16 protein-coding genes and 2 tRNA genes are annotated in these 16,453 nt (G+C 63.3%); 9 read left to right on the forward strand and 9 right to left on the reverse strand.

The features are described 5' to 3' along the window. Positions 1–70 precede the first annotated feature (70 nt). The 3 genes from NKI97_RS18415 to NKI97_RS18425 form a co-directional block, all read right to left on the reverse strand. Positions 71–739 (reverse strand): protein-L-isoaspartate O-methyltransferase family protein, encoded by a 669-nt coding sequence (locus NKI97_RS18415; RefSeq protein ID WP_352451401.1) that lies wholly within the window; start codon positions 737–739, stop codon positions 71–73. A gap of 89 nt (positions 740–828) precedes the next feature. After that, a tRNA-Cys gene (locus NKI97_RS18420) sits at positions 829–902 on the reverse strand. A 481-nt stretch (positions 903–1,383) separates the two neighbouring features. Continuing rightward, positions 1,384–1,644: a hypothetical protein gene (locus tag NKI97_RS18425; protein WP_023676401.1), complete on the reverse strand. Its 261-nt coding sequence runs from the start codon at positions 1,642–1,644 to the stop codon at positions 1,384–1,386. 220 nt (positions 1,645–1,864) lie between these two features. On the opposite strand from NKI97_RS18425, the gene NKI97_RS18430 reads away from it, so the two are divergent. Continuing rightward, positions 1,865–1,939: transfer RNA gene (locus NKI97_RS18430), tRNA-Asn, on the forward strand. Between the two features lie 508 nt (positions 1,940–2,447). Here the strand turns inward: NKI97_RS18430 and NKI97_RS18435 are convergent. Beyond that, positions 2,448–3,341: a LysR family transcriptional regulator gene (locus NKI97_RS18435; protein ID WP_352835731.1), complete on the reverse strand. Its 894-nt coding sequence runs from the start codon at positions 3,339–3,341 to the stop codon at positions 2,448–2,450. Between the two features lie 180 nt (positions 3,342–3,521). On the opposite strand from NKI97_RS18435, the gene NKI97_RS18440 reads away from it, so the two are divergent. Beyond that, the gene (locus tag NKI97_RS18440) at positions 3,522–4,172 is read left to right on the forward strand and encodes a hydrolase (protein ID WP_352451920.1); all 651 of its coding nucleotides are present in this window, start codon (positions 3,522–3,524) and stop codon (positions 4,170–4,172) included. A 433-nt stretch (positions 4,173–4,605) separates the two neighbouring features. Here the strand turns inward: NKI97_RS18440 and NKI97_RS18445 are convergent, their stop codons facing one another. Beyond that, a complete protein-coding gene (locus NKI97_RS18445; RefSeq protein WP_352744694.1) occupies positions 4,606–5,475 on the reverse strand; it encodes a LysR family transcriptional regulator in 870 nt (289 codons plus the stop codon). A gap of 84 nt (positions 5,476–5,559) precedes the next feature. On the opposite strand from NKI97_RS18445, the gene NKI97_RS18450 reads away from it, so the two are divergent. The 5 genes from NKI97_RS18450 (at position 5,560) to NKI97_RS18470 (ending at position 11,721) form a co-directional block, all read left to right on the forward strand. After that, positions 5,560–6,633 carry an alkene reductase gene (locus tag NKI97_RS18450; protein ID WP_352744697.1) on the forward strand — a complete coding sequence of 358 codons (1,074 nt, stop codon included), beginning with the start codon at positions 5,560–5,562 and terminating at the stop codon, positions 6,631–6,633. Positions 6,634–6,860: 227 nt separating this feature from the next. Then, positions 6,861–7,742: an NADP-dependent oxidoreductase gene (locus NKI97_RS18455; protein WP_352835735.1), complete on the forward strand. Its 882-nt coding sequence runs from the start codon at positions 6,861–6,863 to the stop codon at positions 7,740–7,742. 249 nt (positions 7,743–7,991) lie between these two features. Further along, positions 7,992–8,477: a (2Fe-2S)-binding protein gene (locus tag NKI97_RS18460; protein WP_352451924.1), complete on the forward strand. Its 486-nt coding sequence runs from the start codon at positions 7,992–7,994 to the stop codon at positions 8,475–8,477. Further along, positions 8,474–9,463, forward strand: coding sequence for an FAD binding domain-containing protein (locus NKI97_RS18465; protein WP_352451925.1), 990 nt, complete (start codon positions 8,474–8,476; stop codon positions 9,461–9,463). The genes NKI97_RS18460 and NKI97_RS18465 overlap by 4 nt, the downstream gene beginning before the upstream one ends. Then, positions 9,460–11,721, forward strand: coding sequence for a xanthine dehydrogenase family protein molybdopterin-binding subunit (locus NKI97_RS18470; protein ID WP_352835738.1), 2,262 nt, complete (start codon positions 9,460–9,462; stop codon positions 11,719–11,721). The genes NKI97_RS18465 and NKI97_RS18470 overlap by 4 nt, the downstream gene beginning before the upstream one ends. Here NKI97_RS18470 and NKI97_RS18475 read toward each other — a convergent pair. Continuing rightward, complete coding sequence (locus tag NKI97_RS18475) at positions 11,660–12,835, reverse strand: amidohydrolase (protein WP_352835741.1); 1,176 nt, start codon at positions 12,833–12,835, stop codon at positions 11,660–11,662. The genes NKI97_RS18470 and NKI97_RS18475 overlap by 62 nt on opposite strands. 84 nt (positions 12,836–12,919) lie before the next feature. On the opposite strand from NKI97_RS18475, the gene NKI97_RS18480 reads away from it, so the two are divergent. Together NKI97_RS18480 and NKI97_RS18485 are read left to right on the forward strand one after the other, a co-directional pair. Continuing rightward, positions 12,920–13,750 (forward strand): AraC family transcriptional regulator, encoded by an 831-nt coding sequence (locus tag NKI97_RS18480; protein WP_352451929.1) that lies wholly within the window; start codon positions 12,920–12,922, stop codon positions 13,748–13,750. 70 nt (positions 13,751–13,820) lie between these two features. Then, on the forward strand, positions 13,821–14,252 hold the full coding sequence (locus tag NKI97_RS18485; RefSeq protein WP_352451930.1) for a cupin domain-containing protein: 432 nt from the start codon (positions 13,821–13,823) through the stop codon (positions 14,250–14,252). Positions 14,253–14,307: 55 nt separating this feature from the next. Here NKI97_RS18485 and NKI97_RS18490 read toward each other — a convergent pair whose 3' ends face one another. The 3 genes from NKI97_RS18490 to NKI97_RS18500 all read right to left on the reverse strand — a co-directional run bounded on the left by NKI97_RS18490 (position 14,308) and on the right by NKI97_RS18500 (position 16,419). After that, on the reverse strand, positions 14,308–14,754 hold the full coding sequence (locus NKI97_RS18490; RefSeq protein ID WP_352835744.1) for a nuclear transport factor 2 family protein: 447 nt from the start codon (positions 14,752–14,754) through the stop codon (positions 14,308–14,310). 130 nt (positions 14,755–14,884) lie between these two features. After that, positions 14,885–15,439: a nuclear transport factor 2 family protein gene (locus tag NKI97_RS18495; RefSeq protein WP_352451932.1), complete on the reverse strand. Its 555-nt coding sequence runs from the start codon at positions 15,437–15,439 to the stop codon at positions 14,885–14,887. Beyond that, positions 15,436–16,419 (reverse strand): alpha/beta hydrolase, encoded by a 984-nt coding sequence (locus NKI97_RS18500; RefSeq protein ID WP_352451933.1) that lies wholly within the window; start codon positions 16,417–16,419, stop codon positions 15,436–15,438. The genes NKI97_RS18495 and NKI97_RS18500 overlap by 4 nt, the downstream gene beginning before the upstream one ends. Positions 16,420–16,453: the final 34 nt, after the last annotated feature.

The following is a 16,453-nucleotide window of genomic DNA, read 5'->3' on the forward strand; positions in this document are numbered from 1 at the left end:
TATGCAGATCAGCAACGATTGTTCAAACGCAAGCGATCATGACAGCGCCTTCGCTGCAAGGCAAAATCACTCAGAATTCGAAGGCGGGAATGCGTTCGAATCCCGGTAGTGGCTTAATTGCCGCATTAAATGCGCGTCTTCCCGTTACAACCCCTCCAGTCTTAAAAAAAAGCCGGGCTACGCCCGAATTGCCCTGCCCCTCCACGGCGACGAGTCGGCCGCCTTCGGCAAGCTGGTCGAACAGCGCCGCCGACACCTCCCCGACGCTGCCGCCGATCAGGATGACGTCGTAAGGTGCCTTGGCGGCATGGCCTTGCGGCAGCGGCCCGTGGACCACGGTGACATTGCCGCAACCCAGCGCCGCAAGCGTCGAAGTGGCGGTCTCGGCCAGCGCCGGATCGCTTTCCAGCGCCACCACGGACCTTGCCAGCCGCGACAGGATCGCCGCCGCATAGCCGGTGCCGCAGCCGACATCGAGTGCCGAATCGCTTGGGCCGATATCGGCCAGTTGCATCAGCTTGGCCAATGGCGACGGCTCCATCAGATAGCGCGGGCCATCGGCCGTATCGGCGATGCGGATGTCCTCGTCGATATAGGCAAGGTCACGCTGGCCGGCGCCGACAAAGGCCTCGCGCGGCACGACAAGCATCGCCTCGAGCAGCGGTGCGCTGGTCACGTCGGTGGTGCGGATCTGGCCGTCGACCATCTTCACCCGGCGTTCGGCAAAATCAGCGCTCATGTTCCAACCATCCGCTTGCCGCGCAAAGGCCGCGGCTGTTTCGACCGGAACTGAAGCCCCCTGGCGCTGACGCGCGGGAGCTCGGGCATTGGAGGCCTCGCCCGGAATCGAACCGGGGTGCAAGGATTTGCAGTCCTCTGCGTAACCACTCCGCCACGAGGCCTCATTGCTCCCGGCGTTCCACCCGGCTCCAATAGGTTGCGGCGAAAATGCCGTCAAGCGGCCACCATGCATTCCCAACGTATCCTCGACATTCCATGCCCTGCCTTATCAACGCAATACCCATCTTAGCAATAACATATTAGCTTATCGTTAAGCATGATTCTGGGCGACGGGAACCCGAAACCGGCGGCCACGTTGGGCAAAGAGGAGGCTCCGCTATGCGTCGAGCAGCTACGAAGGAGGGCACATCGCGCGGATTGTCGCAGTCTGCAGAGCTTGTGCGCTATGCCATCGACCGCCTTAGCATAGAAGGCGCAAACAGCCTGCCGCCGCGCGACCGGGCGCGGCTGGCATCGGCTACCGCCGTTCTCAAGGAGCTTTGCGAACGCCTGGAGAGCTGCTTCGACCAACCTCGGTGATGCTTAGACTGGCCACGCCGCTCTCAAACAATTGCCTGTTTCCGGCCTGTCAGCAGGGCAACCTCAATCCGGCCGCCGCCGTCGCTCCCACCAGACGACGAAGCGGCGCCGGTGACGGCGCACCAACGCGAATTCATAGGAGAGCACCAGCAATCCGATCGGTACCATCCAGAAACCCAGGATCGGCAGGAAGCCGAGAATGCCGCCGATGATCAGCACAACGCCGATCGCAATCCTGAGGCCGCGCGAGCGCGGCATGGTGAACTGGCGGCCGAAGACCGAGATTTTCCGGGCCGGTGGCTGTTCGTCGCTCATTGCCGTCATGTGAAATGTCGATCCGTTTGCATCAGTAGCACCGTCAGCCGGAGAAAGCCGCAACGGCCTTTTCTGTTCCGTGACAGGCGAGAGATAGCTCATATGAGGGCGCTCGCCGGCCATTGCCAGCAAGCCCTGCGCCAAAAAGCACCGAAAAAATGCGAAATGCTTCTTTGCAAAGCCGAAACGGGTTTGCTATAGGCTGCCCCACTCACATGAGAGCCTCTGTTCCCCGGTAGCTCAGTGGTAGAGCAACCGGCTGTTAACCGGTTGGTCGCTGGTTCGAATCCGGCCCGGGGAGCCACCGCCTCTTCTACGCCATAGCGCGATATTGCGCGCCAGCGTGCAATTTCTCCCTACGCGCCGATCTCGTAGTCCTGCTTCCAGAGTGTCAGAGCATGGAGGACCGATGAAATCAGGCGTAGAATAGCAGGCTCGCCCGCCCACGCCTATTCGGCGGCTACCGCGCGGAAATACTGATGACCGGCGGCTTCGCGCCCGAGTGCGCCGTTCAGTTCGCCGCGGCGGCGTCCGAACGTTGCCGCCCGTTATTACTTGCCGTCGCTGCCTCAACGACAGCAGCTTACAGACGGGCGCGAGGTGTTCGTGGACGGCGGATTGCATAGCTTTGAGCCTGCGCGCGCGAGGCGTCGCTGGGACAAAGCGGAGAGGCCTCGCGCCAGATCTGCACAGGCAAGATCTCAACGCCTACTCGGTTGAACATGATCCGCGTGGACGTCGCGCCTGCGGCGTTGCCTAGAGAATTTACCCCGTGCCTCCTGCCGGTGGGGAGGCTTCGCACCGTTCGTGTCCTAGCTGTCGAGACCCCAAAGTTCCGGGTTCCGTTTGAAATACTCAGTTAGCATTTCGATGAGCACCCGGACTTTCCGCGTAGGATGCTGACCCGGCGGGCGTACGACATACGCGGCCCCCGGGGGTACCGGATAGCGTGTCATGATCGGGACCAGCGCGCCCGAGGCCACATATTCATGTGTGATGCAATCGGGGAGCCAGGCGATGCCGAGACCTGCCGCCGCCGCGCCGGCAAGCGCCGTGGCGCTATCGGCCTTGAACCTGCCCTGCGGCTGGACCGTAACAATCTTGCTGCCATTTATGAACTGCCAGGCTTCCGTTCCCTGCATGAGGGCCTGATGGGTGACGAGTTCGTCCAGAGTCTCGGGTGACCCGTGCACCTCGATATAACCCGGGCTTGCGACAAGCTTTCCATGGATCGGCCCGACGCGCTTCGCGATCAGGTTGGAGTCTTGAAGGTAGGCGCCCCGGATCGCGCAATCGAAACCTTCTGCGATGAGATCGACGAAGCGATCGCTGTAGGAAGTATGGATGTGAAGCTTCGGGTGCAGACGCGCCATTTCCGCGAGCACGGGGGCGAAGTGGGTCGCGCCGAAAGTAAGCGGCATGGCAACCCTCAGGCGGCCGCGCAGCTCACCGGTGGGGAGGATCGTTTCCCGAGCCGTATCGATCTCTGCGCTGGCCCGGGCCGCATGGTCTCTGAACGCGATTCCCGCTTCGGTGAGCGCGGCGCCGCGGGTCGTTCGTGCAAGAAGCTGGACGCCAAGTTCCGCTTCAACCCGAAAGAGCCGCCGACTGACGATTGACTTGGAGACGCCGAGCCGGCGCGCGGCGGCCGATACGCCCCCTGCATCGGCCACTGCGACGAATGTCTGTAGATCTTCGATGTCCAATTCAGCGTTCCTCATTTCGCGACACAGCTTGCCTGATTATGGCACTACTGCATCACCAAAAGGAACGGCAAATTGCGTCCAGGCAACGTCGCCCGCTGGCGCATGTCTCCCGTGAACCCATTGCCGTCCATAGCGGCAGAGAAAGATTGCCGTCCATGGCGGCAGAGAAAGGAAGTCTTGATGACCCCTCGCAACGGCCTTGATTCGCTTCTTCGTCCTGAAGACTCGGTACTCGTTCTGATCGACCACCAGCCTTACCAACTCGCGAACCTGAACAGCCACGATCCGCAAGCTGTGGTCAACAACGCGACCGCGCTGGCGAAGCTAGCAAAAGCCTTCAATGTTCCGACCATTCTCACCAGCGTGATCGCGGGTCGTGGCGGCATCCTCTTCAAGCAGATCACTGACGTCTTCCCGGGGCAGGAAGTGATCGACCGGACTTGGGTGAACACCTGGCAGGACGAGAAGGTGGTGGACGTGGTCAAGGCGACCGGCCGCAAACAACTGATTATCGCAGGCCTTTGGACCGAAGTCTGCGTCGCGATGCCTGTCATCCAAGCCCTCGGCGAAGGCTGGGACGTGTCCGTGATCACCGATGCGTCGGGCGGCGTTTCGACCGAGTCCCACCAGATCGCCATCCAGCGGATGATCGCGGCTGGCGCAAACATGATGACCGTGATGGCGCTCGCTGGCGAGTGGCAGCGCGACTGGGCGCGCACCGAGCATGTCGAAGAGCTGACCGAGATTCTCATCCAGCACTTCGGCGGCAGCGGCATCGCCTTCCTGTGGGAGCAACAACTCCTCAAGACGCCTGTGCCGAGCGAAGGCTGATTCGGGCCGGGATGGCGAGCATTTCGGTGAGGGTCGGAATCGATCCGTTTGCCGGCCCTCGCCATCTCACCTCACAGGGAAGCCTTGTGATGCCGAACCCACCTTCACGAGCAGTCGCTCGTCGCACATCCTGGATAGATAGCATCGGGGATGCCGATGGCCGTGAGTTCAGCCGTGCGCACCTCGCCCCGCCCTCGCGGTAGAGCGATGGCCCGCTCCCTGAGCGTCGGTGTCGGCCCGCCGGCGAGGCGTAGGGCTTCTGCGCCGTCCGGTCACGTTTGCGCATTTTTGGCGACTCTGGTGCATTCTGGTGTAGGGGTATGGCAAATTCGTATTTCTCAGCTTCATCGACTCCGGCGAGCCAACGTCTTTTCTACGCCAAGTCGCGATTTTGCACGCCGCCGTCCGACTTTTCTCCGCGTAACGATCTGGGTCAAGTTTCCACCAGCCTGGCGGACAGGAATTCGATGAAGCGCTGGGTCTTGGCTGGAATGAGGCGAGTTTCGGTGACGGCGTGAATGCTGACCGACGATCCCTGCCATTCGGGCAGGACACGCCGGAGCCTGCCCGAGGCCAAATCTTCGGCGACGATCTTCTCGGCAAGCAGGGCGATGCCCTGGTGGTTGACCGCCAGGGCGCGGATCATCCCGACGCTGTTGACTGTGAAGCGGCCTCCAACCTCGACTTCGACCTTGTTCATCCCCTGATGCAGGGTCCAGATCTTCGGCATGCAGATGCATTCATGCTCCGCCAGATCCGCCGGTGTCGCCGGCTCGTCGGACGCTTCGATGTAGCCAGGAGACGCATAGAGGTGGCGCGCGTGGCGCCCGATCAGGCGAGCGATCAGGCTGGAGTCTTCCAGCTCGCCGATGCGGATCGCTACATCGAACGGCTCGGCCACCAAATCGACGCGGCGCGGGGTCAGGTCGAACTCGAAGGTGATGCCGGGATAGTGCCGCGCGAAATCGACGATGATCGGCGTCAGGTAAAGCGTGGCGAAGTCGACCGGGAGCGAGACCCGCAGGACACCGCTCGGCTGCTCCAGCATCGCGGCGAGCTGCTCGTGTGCGAGCCGTGCCTCGTCGACGATGCGCTTGCTTCGTTCGTAATAGAGCTGGCCGGCCTCGGTGAGCTCGATCTTGCGCGTCGTTCGATGCAGAAGCCTCAGGCCGATCGCCTTCTCCAGCGCGCTGATACGTCGCGACAGAGTCGAGTTGGGCATGCCCAGAGCCTCAGCCGCCTTCCGGAAGCTCCTCGCTCTCGCCACTTCCACGAACAGCGCCATGTCGTTCAAGTGGCTCACGCTATTGCTCCATATTTGGAACATTGATTTTCACTTTTGCCGGATTTATCCCGACATTGGAATAGTGGACAAGCGCTCCAGCAAATGGAGATCCCAATGAGTCCCTTATTCACCCCTGTCCGCGTCGGCCGCTACACTCTGCCTAACCGCCTCGTCATGGCCCCGATGACCCGCAGCCGCGCCGGCTTCGACGGTACGCCGGGCGAACTGGCCACCGAATATTATTCCCAGCGCGCCGGCGTCGGCCTGATCGTCACCGAAGGCACCCAGCCCTCGGATGACGGCCAGGGCTATCTCACCACCCCGGGCATCTACACGCCCGCCCATGTCGCCGGCTGGCGGAAGATCACTTCCGCCGTGCACGACAAGGGCGGCCGCATCTTCATCCAGCTGATGCACGCCGGGCGCATGTCGCATCCCGACAATACGCTGCATCACCGCCAGGGGGTCGCGCCCTCCGCGATCGCGCCGGCGGCGGGTATGTTCACCATGACCGGGATGCAGGATATTCCCACGCCGCGCGCGCTTACGACCGAAGAGGTGCGCCAGACGGTCGCCGATTTCCGCCATGCGGCCCGCTCGGCGGTCGAGGCCGGCGCCGACGGCATAGAGATTCACGGCGCGAACGCCTACCTGGTCCAGCAGTTCTTCGCGCCCAGCGCCAACACGCGCACGGACGAATATGGCGGGTCGATCGAGAACCGAGCGCGCTTCGCCATCGAAGTCGCCACGGCGATCGCCGAGGAGATTGGCGCGGACCGCACCGCGATCCGCCTGTCACCCGGGACGACGATATGGGGGATCGACGAAGGCGCCGAAGGGCGGGACCTCTACCGCTATCTGGTCACCGAACTCGACAAGCTCGGGCTCGCTTACGTGCACATCATGCACCAGGGCGACGAGGCGCTGCTGGCCGATATCCGCAAGCTCTGGCACCAATCGCTGATCCTCAATCGGCCAAGTCGTCCGCGTGACCAGATCGGCGCCGACGTAGCTTCGGGGCTGGCCGATCAGGAGTCCTACGGCCAGATGGTCCTGGCCAATCCGGACTTTGTGGAACGGTTGAAGACCAATGCGGCGCTGAATGCGGCAGTCCAAGCCACTTTCTATGGTGGCACCGCCCTGGGCTACACCGACTATCCTGCTTTGAGCGCGTAAAGCGCAAGCAAGTAAATTCCCAAGCGCCAGCAGTCTAATAACATTTCTCACCCGAGGTGGACTGCATAATTCGAAGTTCTTCTTGAGAGGCTTCAAACTATATCGTCCAACAGGAAGGAGAAGCCTGATGAACCAACACAATGACTTCCAAAGCGCCCCAGGGCCGGGCTGAACCGCTTGGCTCCGGCCGGGCCCTACGTCTTCAAGCATATGGCGGCACAGAGAGCTTGAAGGTCGATTGGTTATCCGCCCCCGAGCCTGGTCCCGACCAAGTGCTCGTCCAGGTCAAGGCTGCCGGAGTAAACGGAATCGACTGGAAAATCCGTGAAGGCTACGTCCGCGACAAGTTCAAGTTATCTTTGCCCGCGACGCTTGGCATCGAAATGGCGGGGGTCGTGCTGCGGACCGGCTCCAACGTCGAAGGCGTGAGGGTCGGAGACCGGGTCATGGCCGCGCTGGGTGGCCTGGGCGCTTATGCTGACCATTTGCTGATAAATGCCGAAAAACTCGTCAAGACGCCTGCAGTCCTGTCAGACATTGACGCGGCGGCAGTACCGGTGGCAGCGATGACGGCATGGCAAGTCCTTCAGGTCGCCGATTTCGACCTTCGGGGGCGGCGGGTGTTGATCCACGGCGCGGCTGGTGGGGTGGGCAACTTCGCTGTCCAGTTCGCCAAGACGGCTGGAGCGACCGTCTATGCTACAGCCTCAACCAAGAGCGTGGCCCATGTCCAAGCCTTGGGCGCTGACGAAGTAATCGATTACCAGAAGCAGAACTTCGAGCTTCTTGCGAGCGACATTGACCTTATCGTCGATCTTGTCGGGGGCCAGGTCTTAGACAAATCTTGGTCGGTCCTATCGCCTGGCGGCGTCCTGGCCAGCATCGCTGCAACTGATGTGGTTTCGCGCGCCCCGGCAGGCCGTCGTGGCATCTGGTTGTCAGTCAAACCTGACACCGCGCGCCTAGCCACAATCGCTCAAGAGATCGCTGGCGGCCCGCTGCGGTCGACGATTGCAGAAGTGATCGGCTTCGACGATCTGGCATCCGCGATCGAGCGCAATCGCACCGGCCACGCTCCCGGAAAGATAGTCTTAGACCTCACCAGGTGACTTCAGCTCATGGTAATCGTCCCTAAAGGGGACCGTCTGCATTCGGCTCATGTTGGGACGGCCGTGAACCACAGTTATGCAGGGCCTTTCCGCTCCGCCGCAAATCTCAAATGCGCGTTTTTTAGCCTTCCCTGACCGGCAGCGCCTTTTCACCGGAATCGACCGCCCTATTTCGCCTCGACAGGTGGGTGGCTGCTTGCTGGACGAGTCCCTGCGACGAGTACGGCATGTGCTTCGAGGTAACCCCCAATGGACTTCCACGATCGGCACCTATTGCGGTTGCGGGTGAACGGAGAGGATCACAGCCTTTCCGATCTCGATCCCCGCGTCACGCTGCTCGACCTGCTGCGCGAGCGGCTTCATCTGACCGGAACGAAAAAGGGATGCAATTTCGGCGAGTGCGGCGCCTGCACCGTGCATCTCGACGAACGGCGTGTGAATGCCTGCATGATACTTGCCGTGTCCTGCGAGGGACGCGAGGTCACGACGATCGAAGGCTTGGCAAACGGCGATGCGCTTCATCCCGTGCAGCAGGCGTTCATCGATCATGATGGGTTCCAGTGCGGATTCTGCACGCCCGGACAGGTGATGTCGGCGGCGGCACTGATCGAGGAGGGACATACCGGCTCCGATGCCGAGATCCGCGAATGGATGAGCGGTAATCTGTGCCGCTGCTCGGCCTATCCGCAAATCGTCGAGGCGGTGCGCTCAGCGGCCGGGAGGGCGATCCAATGACCCCATTCGTCTATGCGCGCGCCGACAGCCTGGGCGACACGATCGCAGCCGGTGCCGCGCCCGACAGCGCCTTTCTCGCCGGCGGCACCGAATTGCTCAACTGGCTGCGCCTTGGAATTGCCGGGCCGGCGCGGATCATCGATATCTCCCGCCTCGACGGGCTGGATCAGATCGAGGCACTGCCCGGCGGCGGCTTGACGATCGGCGCGCTGACGCATCTCAACGATGTCGCGCAGCATGCGCTGGTGATGCGCGATTATCCGGTGTTGAGCCAGGCGATCCTCAACGCCGCATCGCCGCAGCTGAGAAACCTAGCAACGATAGGCGGCAATCTTCTGCAGAAGACGCGCTGTGCCTATTTCCGTGCCGAAGAGCAGTTGCCATGCAACAAGCGTCAGCTCGGCTCCGGCTGCTCGGCATTGCATGGCATCAACGACAATCACGCGATATTCGGCTGGACCGAGGATTGCGTCGCCACCCAGCCATCCGACCCGGCGGTGGCGCTGGCAGCACTTGATGCGGTCATCGTCACCGCGCACCGCAGCGGCGGCCGGCGCATTCCGGCAGCGGAATTCCACCTGCTTCCCGACACGCGGCCCGAGGCAGACAATGTGTTGCAGCAAGGCGAACTGATCACGGCAATCGAGCTGCCGGCGCCGGCGCCGCGATCGGCTTACCTCAAGGTGCGCGAGCGCGAATCCTACGAGTACGCCATCGTCTCTGCCGCCGCTGTGCTGGAGATGGACGGCCAAACCATCCGTCGGGCGGCCCTGGCGCTGGGGTCCGTCGCGCTGCGGCCGTGGCGGCTGAGCGCCGCCGACCAGCAGCTCGCCGGTGCCGAAATCGGCGATCGCGAGGCGTTGAGCACCGCTATCGAGCAATCCTTCGCCGAAGCGCGTCCCTTGTCGCAGAACGCCTACAAGATCGAACTGGCCAAGACCGCCGCTTTGCGGGCGATCGAAAGAGCAGCGAGGATGCCGTCATGATGATCAGCCAGCCTGTTGCCCGCCCTGACGGCGGCGTCAAGGTCACCGGCCGCGCCCGCTATGCGGCCGACTATTTCGCCCCCGACCTGCTCTATGCGGTACTCGTGACCGCGCCCGTTCCGGCCGGCCGCGTGACGTCGATCATGGTCGACGACGCGCTCGCCGAGAACGGCGTCGTGCGTGTGCTCACGCATGAGGACATGCCCAAATTCGGCCGGTTCGTATCGCCAAGGGCCGGGCCCGATACGCAGATGCAGCAAGCCGAAGGCCCGCCCGCGGCGCAGAGCTTCATGCCCATGCAGGGCGACGAAATACGTCACGAGGGCCAGCCGCTTGCCATTGTGCTGGGCGAGACGCTGGAGGCGGCGGAGGCCGGCGCTCGCCGCGTCGCGTTGCGCTACGCGTTCGCCGAGCCGGAGTTGCCGGCACCCCCCGAGTGGACCGCCATCGACAAGGCTGCTGTCGTGCCGAGGGAGAGCGGCTTCCTGTTCCTGGAGCCGACGTTTACGAAGGGCGAGGTCGACCGCGGGCTTGCTGATGCCGCCGCCACGGTCGAAGCCGTCTATTTGCAGCCGTCGCGCCATCACAACGCCATGGAGCCCTCGGCGACGCTCGCCGAATGGAATGACGGAGAGCTGACGCTGCACGACGCCACGCAGCACGTCTACGGTGTCCGCCAGGTGGTTGCCGCCCGCATGAATGTCCCGGCCGAGAAGGTCCGCGTGATTTCCCGCCATACCGGCGGCGGCTTCGGCGGCAAGGGCTGGATCTGGCCGCATCAGGTGCTGGCCGCCGCCGCCGCGCGCATCATGGAGCGCCCGGTCAGGCTGGCGCTAAGCCGAGCCAATGCCTATTCGTGCCTCGGTTATCAGCCGCGCATGGCACAGAAGATCGTGCTGGCGGCGGACAGGTCGGGCAAGCTGACCGCCGTGCAACAGGACGTGGTCAACCTGACCACCGTGACCGACGATTTCGTCGAGTTCGCCACCGAAGCCTCGAAGGGTCTCTACGCCACGCCGGCCATGCGTCTCAGCCAGCGCGTGGAGCGCGCAAACGTCGCCATGCCGACGCCGCTGCGCGCGCCGGTCGAGGGTCCGGGCACCTGGGCGCTCGAAAGCGCGATGGACGAGCTCGCCCACCGCCTCGGCATCGATCCGCTCGATCTGCGTCTGGTCAACCATGCGGACACGGATCCGGCCACCGGCCAGCCCTGGTCGTCGAAGAAGCTGCGCGAGGCTTATGAGGAAGGCGCCCGCCTGTTCGGCTGGCGCGAGCGCCCGCGCAAGCCGCAACGCGACGGCGATTGGCTGATCGGCTACGGCATGGCGACCTGCAGCATGGGCTGTTTCCGCAACCCGACGCCTGCAGCCGAGGTCAGGTTGCACCGAGATGGCACGGTGCTCATCCGCACCGGCACCCAGGACATAGGGACCGGAACACTCACCATCTTTCCGCAGATCGCGGCCGACGTGCTGGGCCTGCCGATGGAGAGGATTGAGATGGAAATGGGCGATACACAGCTGCCGGAGGCGGGACCGACCTATGGCTCGTCATCGACCATGGGGGTGGGCGCGGCGGTGCTTGCCGCTGCCGAAGATGCGCGTTCGCAGCTTGCCCGTCTTGCCAATCTGCTGCCGGACGAGGTCGAGATGCAGGACGGCAAGATTCGCCGCAGAGGCGCTGCCGGCGGTCAGACGATCGCCGACGTGATGAGCCATACCGACATCGGCGAGATCACCGGCTCCGGCTCGTTCGATCCGGCGCAGCATGGCAAAGGCCTCGCGATGCGCACTTTCGGCGCGATTTTCATGGAGGTCGGCGTCGATCCGGGGCTCGGCCTGCTCAGGCTTCGTCGCGCCGTGGGCAGCTACAGCGCCGGCCGCATCGTCAATCCCCGCACCGCACGCAGCCAGATGACGGGCGGCATCATCTGGGGCTGGGGCATGGCGGCAATGGAGCAGAGCAGGCACGAACCGGTGCTTGGCCGGTTCCTGTCGAAGAACCTTTCCGGAGTCGCCATTCCGGTCAACGCCGACATTCCCGGCGACATCATAATCCACTTCGTCGATGAGGTGGACGAGCATGCCAGCCCGATCGGCGGCAAAGGCATCGGCGAACTCGGCGCCACCGGCGTTGCCGCTGCTGTTGCCAACGCCGTCTTCGACGCCACAGGCAAGCGGATCCGGGAGTTGCCGATCACGCCGGAAAAACTGCTGTGGAAGGATCGGCCCGCGGAAGCGTCTGCTCGACGAGGTTGACGTAATAGCGCATCACCGTCGGCACGATCTCGTCGTTGAAAACGTAGCGGTCGCCGTGCAGGCCTTCGCCCGGGCCGACCTCGCCGGCGCCGATCCACGCATAGCAGCCGCCGGCGGCGCGGATCATGAAAGCGAAATCCTCGCAGCCGAGACTGGGGCTGAACTCGGTCAAGACATTCTCCCGGCCGACGACGGAGGCGGCGGCCTCGACGGCGCGGGCCGTCGCATCGGCCGTATTGATCAGCGGCGGATAGCCCTTCCTGTAGTCGAGCCTGGCCTTGAGCGAATGCGCGGCGGCAATACCTTGTGCGATCTCGCCGATCAGCCTCTCGCAATGGTCGGAAAGGCCGTGCTCGAAGAAGCGGCAGGTGCCTTGCAGCCAGACCTTGCCCGGCACGATATTGCCGACATTGCCGCCATGAATCTGCGTGATGCTGACGACAAGCGCGCTCTGAGGGTCGACCGAGCGGCTGACGATGCGCTGGACGGCTTGCACGAAGGCGCCCGCGGCCAGGATCGGGTCATCCCCGAGCTGCGGCATGGCGGCATGAGCGCCAAGACCCTCAAAGGTCAGTTCGAAATTATCGACGGCCGCCATTTGCGGCCCGACGCGGGCGGCGATCGTCCCCAGCCTGATGCCCGGCCAGTTGTGAACCGCATAGACCGCTTCGACCGGAAAGCGCTTGAACAGGCCGTCCTCGATCATGCGCATGCTGCCGCCCTCGTTTTCCTCGGCCGGCTGAAAGATGAAAGTGACGGCTCCGTCGAAGGCGCGCGATTGACTGAGCAGTTTGGCGGCGCCGAGCAGCATGGCGGCGTGGCCGTCATGGCCGCAGGCGTGCATCACGCCCTCTTGCCTCGAAGCATAGGACAGGCCGGTTTTCTCCAGCACCGGAAGCGCGTCGAGCTCGGCGCGAAGGCCGATAGCGCACGTTCCAGCGCCGGTGCCGCCGATCCCTTCATGCACCTCGTCGACGCCGAAGGAGCGCAGCTTCTCTGCAACGAAACGCGCCGTTTCGTATTCATTGAATGCGAGTTCCGGATTGGCATGGATATGGTGCCGCCAGCCTATAACCTCTGGTGTCAGCGCGGCGACGGGGTCATTATGCAACATGATGCCTCCTTTCCGCCGACAAAAAGCGGCTTGGTTTGCCTGCCATAGAAGGCCCGGCGAGAGGCGTCTTGAACCGGATTGACCATGGCAAGGACAAACGAAGCGGCAGAGACCGGGAAATACTGGCGCCATCCGTGCTTCCCCGACCTGGGCCTGTTCGAGGCGCGCTTCACCCGGCACCGCTATGACTTGCACACGCACCCGACCTATGTGATCGCCCTGATCACCTCTGGCTGCGAGCGCATTCGCATCGGCCGCAAAAGCGTTCTCGCTCCGGCAGGCACCATTGCCGTCGTCAATCCCGAGGAGTGGCATGACGGCGAACGCGGGGCGGATGAAGGCTGGGCCTACCGGACGTTTTATCCTTCGGTGCCGATGATGACCGCGCTTACCCGCGAACTCGGCCGCGACGGCGCTCCAGTATTTTCGCGCGCGACTATCGAAGACAGCAGTCTCGCCGCAGCATTGATGGCAGCACACCAGGGCTCGACATCCCCGGACACAATGACGGCCGAGACGTCCCTGCTCGTGGCGCTGCGACGGCTGATCGTTCGGCATGGCGACTCGAGCGGACAGGCCGAAGAGATCGAAAGCTCCGGATCGCAGCGAAGATTTTCCCTCTACCGCGATCTTGTCGAAAGCGAGCTTGGCTCGCAGGTCGACCTCAAGCGGCTTGCCGGCGCGGCTGGCGTGACCCGGTTCCAGGTCATCCGCGACTTCAACAAGGTAATTGGCCTGACGCCGGCGGCCTATATCCGCGACCGGCGATTGCGCCGGGCGAGCGCGCTGATCGAACAGGGATTTGGCCTCGCCGACGCCGCTATTACGGCGGGTTTCGCCGACCAGAGCCATTTTTCCCGTACATTCCGGGCCATGCATGGCATGACGCCGGGCATGTTCAGAAGAGCGGGATAAGGCGCTCCTGAACAGACAAGCTTGTGCCTCAAAGCTTGCTGCGCAATGCTGGCGCAGCTCGGGGGGAATCATGCGAAAAATCTTGGTATCGACGCTGCTGCTCGCGGCTGCACTGTTTGCAAACAACGCCCAGGCGCTCGATGCCAGCGGCACGCCGGTTGTCGTGACCCCGCTTGCCTCTCGCACCGAGACCGCGTCCGGCCAGCCGATCACGCTGCCGCAGAAGAACGTACAGGTCCTGGTCTCGGCCTATCAGATCGCGCCGGGCGCGACCTTGCCGGTCCACAAGCATCCGTTTCCGCGCTATGCATATGTCGAGGCCGGCACGCTTCAGGTCACCAATGTCGAGACCGGCAAGAGCAACACCTATCAAACAGGTGATTTCATCATCGAGATGATCGGGCAGTGGCATCAGGCGACCAATGTCGGCGCCGATCCGGTCAAGCTGCTGGTCATCGACCAGGTCGAAGAAGGCACCAAGAACACGGTGTTGCGCCAGTAGCTGCCACGTCTGAAAACGGCGTCCGGGGCGGATCCAGCACAGCGCGTAACAGGCGTCAGAACGCGAACCCCTCCGGCAAATTGTGATTCCAATAGCCTTCCTCGACAAGTTCACTTATGCGCCAGCCCTCGGACGTGCGTACGACGCGGTCTCGATACCAAAGCCCCTGGAAGAAGACCTGCCTTTTGCCTTCGCCGAGGTCTACCACCATCGGGCATGAACAATGCGCGCGCACGCTGGCCTCATCCCCTCGGAGATCCAGAAGGATTGTCGAAATGGCGTGCTGCGAGATCAATATCTTCGAAAGGGCGCCTTTCATGTAAGCAACATGCTCATCCACACCGCTCCTGATTCCACCTGTTACAGTGTCGTCAAGCACGGCATCGGGTGTGAATATTTTGCAATAGGCTTCCCAGTCGCGATCGTCCACCGCATAGCAATAGCGAACAAGCAGTTGTTCGATCTCAAGCCTATCGGAAACCTCCTGCAATGAAAGGGTCATGTCCTGTCTCCGCGGTTGGCGGCACTAATGCCGCATGCGCCAAGCCTGCCCCGACATTTCGATCAATATTCACGTTGCCGATGCTCCGAGCAACCTCGCCGCGCGATTGGGCATGCGCAAACCCGAACACTCATTTGGCCTCCGCCTTTACCCGGCCGGCAGCGGCGGCCAGCACGGCGCGATCCCCCTCTTCGTACAAGCGGCGGATGGAGATTGCCTTGACGCGCCAGCCTTCCGGCGTCCGCACCAGCCGGTGGAGATAGCTGCCACCGACCGTCCAGAACCGACCGCCGATCCAGTGGGTTGCGCGGATATGGCTGCGCGCAACCGCACCGTTATCCCCGCCTTCTACAATGATGTTGGTGATGAGGTGCTGGGTGGCGTCGAAGCCCGGCAGCAGCGCTTGCCATTGGGCGATCAGCGCGTCGCGGCCGCTGGTCGTGACCTCGCCGCCGAAGAGGCTGGTATAGTCGGTCGTGACACGGGCCGCGAGATAGGATCTGACCCGGTTCCATTCACGCAGATCGGCATAGAGGCCGATCCCGGCCACTGCCTCAGCGATTGCGATCCTGTCTTCGACTGTCAGCGCATCTCCCGGAGCGCTCGAGGCGGGCGCCGAGACGGCGGAAACCATCGCGGCGGAAACCGCCGAGGCCAGGACATGCCGGCGGGTGACGAGGCTCATTGTCCCGCCTCCCCCGCACTGCCCAGCGTCGCGCGGAAGTGCGCGGCGACGGCATCGCTTGCGGCCTTCACCGGCGCGGCACGATCGTAGAAATCGAATTGGGTGACATTGTCGAGCCACAGCTCCCGCCTGGAGCTGGTCAGCCGCGTGTAGAATTTGTGCGCCCCCTTCGGAATGGCAGCCGCCTCGCTGTGCACCATCAGAAAGGGCTGGTGCAGGCGCGGAGCAGCCTGGATAGCGTCGAACCTCAGCCAGCCGCGCCAGAACGCCGGATCGGCCTCGTTGCGCCAGGCCGGGAGCATGCCGCGATCGGGTTCGGTGTAATAGGGCACCTTGAACATGATCGCGCGCTCGTCGGTCAGGCTGGCGGCCGGCAAGAACGCTTGCTTGCCGGTGCGGCGATACTCAGCCTCGGCCGCATCGCCCACGGCCTCAAGCCTGACGACGCCATTCCGGCCGCCATAGGCCTGCTCGACCACTTCGGCATCCTGCAACCAGGGCGCAACGAGGGCGACCGATTTGATCGCGGCGTTTTCGGCGGCGGCGGTGACCATATAGCCGGAGCTGGCGCAAATGCCGAGCCCGCCGATGCGGTCCTGATCGGCTTCGGGCCGGCGCGAGAGATAGGCGACCGCCGCTTCGATGTCGGCGATCTTGGCGTTAGGATCCTCGTACTGGCGGCGTATGCCGCCGCTTTCGCCCCACCCACGAAAATCGAAGGTCAAGGCGACGAAGCCACGATCGGCCATCTCGCGGGCGTAGCGGGCCGGCATCTGTTCCTTCACCGTCATCCAGGCGCCGGTCACGACCAGCGCCGGCCGAGGTTTCGCCGCGTCCATATCCTCCGGCAGATAGAGCTCGCCGATGATCTGCTCACCGTACGAGGCAAAAGCGACGCGCTCGACGCGCGGTACGGCGACGGCATTGGAGGCGGCGAGCGCGGCGGTGGTTGCTACGACAAGTGTCAGGGTTTTAAGCATAGCAAGTCTCCTTTGGCTTGGAATGAGAAGCGCG

This window comes from Mesorhizobium sp. M0296, assembly GCF_040321675.1.
Taxonomy (GTDB): Bacteria; Pseudomonadota; Alphaproteobacteria; order Rhizobiales; family Rhizobiaceae; genus Mesorhizobium.

Coding starts and splice junctions, on each gene's coding strand:
- NKI97_RS18485 (WP_352451930.1), top strand. CDS start 13,821: ATGCGAAAAATCTTGGTATCGACGCTGCTGCTCGCGGCTGCACTGTTT.
- NKI97_RS18465 (WP_352451925.1), top strand. CDS start 8,474: ATGACCCCATTCGTCTATGCGCGCGCCGACAGCCTGGGCGACACGATC.
- NKI97_RS18460 (WP_352451924.1), top strand. CDS start 7,992: ATGGACTTCCACGATCGGCACCTATTGCGGTTGCGGGTGAACGGAGAG.
- NKI97_RS18480 (WP_352451929.1), top strand. CDS start 12,920: ATGGCAAGGACAAACGAAGCGGCAGAGACCGGGAAATACTGGCGCCAT.
- NKI97_RS18500 (WP_352451933.1), bottom strand. CDS start 16,419: ATGCTTAAAACCCTGACACTTGTCGTAGCAACCACCGCCGCGCTCGCC.
- NKI97_RS18450 (WP_352744697.1), top strand. CDS start 5,560: ATGGAGATCCCAATGAGTCCCTTATTCACCCCTGTCCGCGTCGGCCGC.
- NKI97_RS18475 (WP_352835741.1), bottom strand. CDS start 12,835: ATGTTGCATAATGACCCCGTCGCCGCGCTGACACCAGAGGTTATAGGC.
- NKI97_RS18440 (WP_352451920.1), top strand. CDS start 3,522: ATGACCCCTCGCAACGGCCTTGATTCGCTTCTTCGTCCTGAAGACTCG.
- NKI97_RS18495 (WP_352451932.1), bottom strand. CDS start 15,439: ATGAGCCTCGTCACCCGCCGGCATGTCCTGGCCTCGGCGGTTTCCGCC.
- NKI97_RS18415 (WP_352451401.1), bottom strand. CDS start 739: ATGAGCGCTGATTTTGCCGAACGCCGGGTGAAGATGGTCGACGGCCAG.
- NKI97_RS18470 (WP_352835738.1), top strand. CDS start 9,460: ATGATGATCAGCCAGCCTGTTGCCCGCCCTGACGGCGGCGTCAAGGTC.
- NKI97_RS18490 (WP_352835744.1), bottom strand. CDS start 14,754: ATGACCCTTTCATTGCAGGAGGTTTCCGATAGGCTTGAGATCGAACAA.
- NKI97_RS18425 (WP_023676401.1), bottom strand. CDS start 1,644: ATGACGGCAATGAGCGACGAACAGCCACCGGCCCGGAAAATCTCGGTC.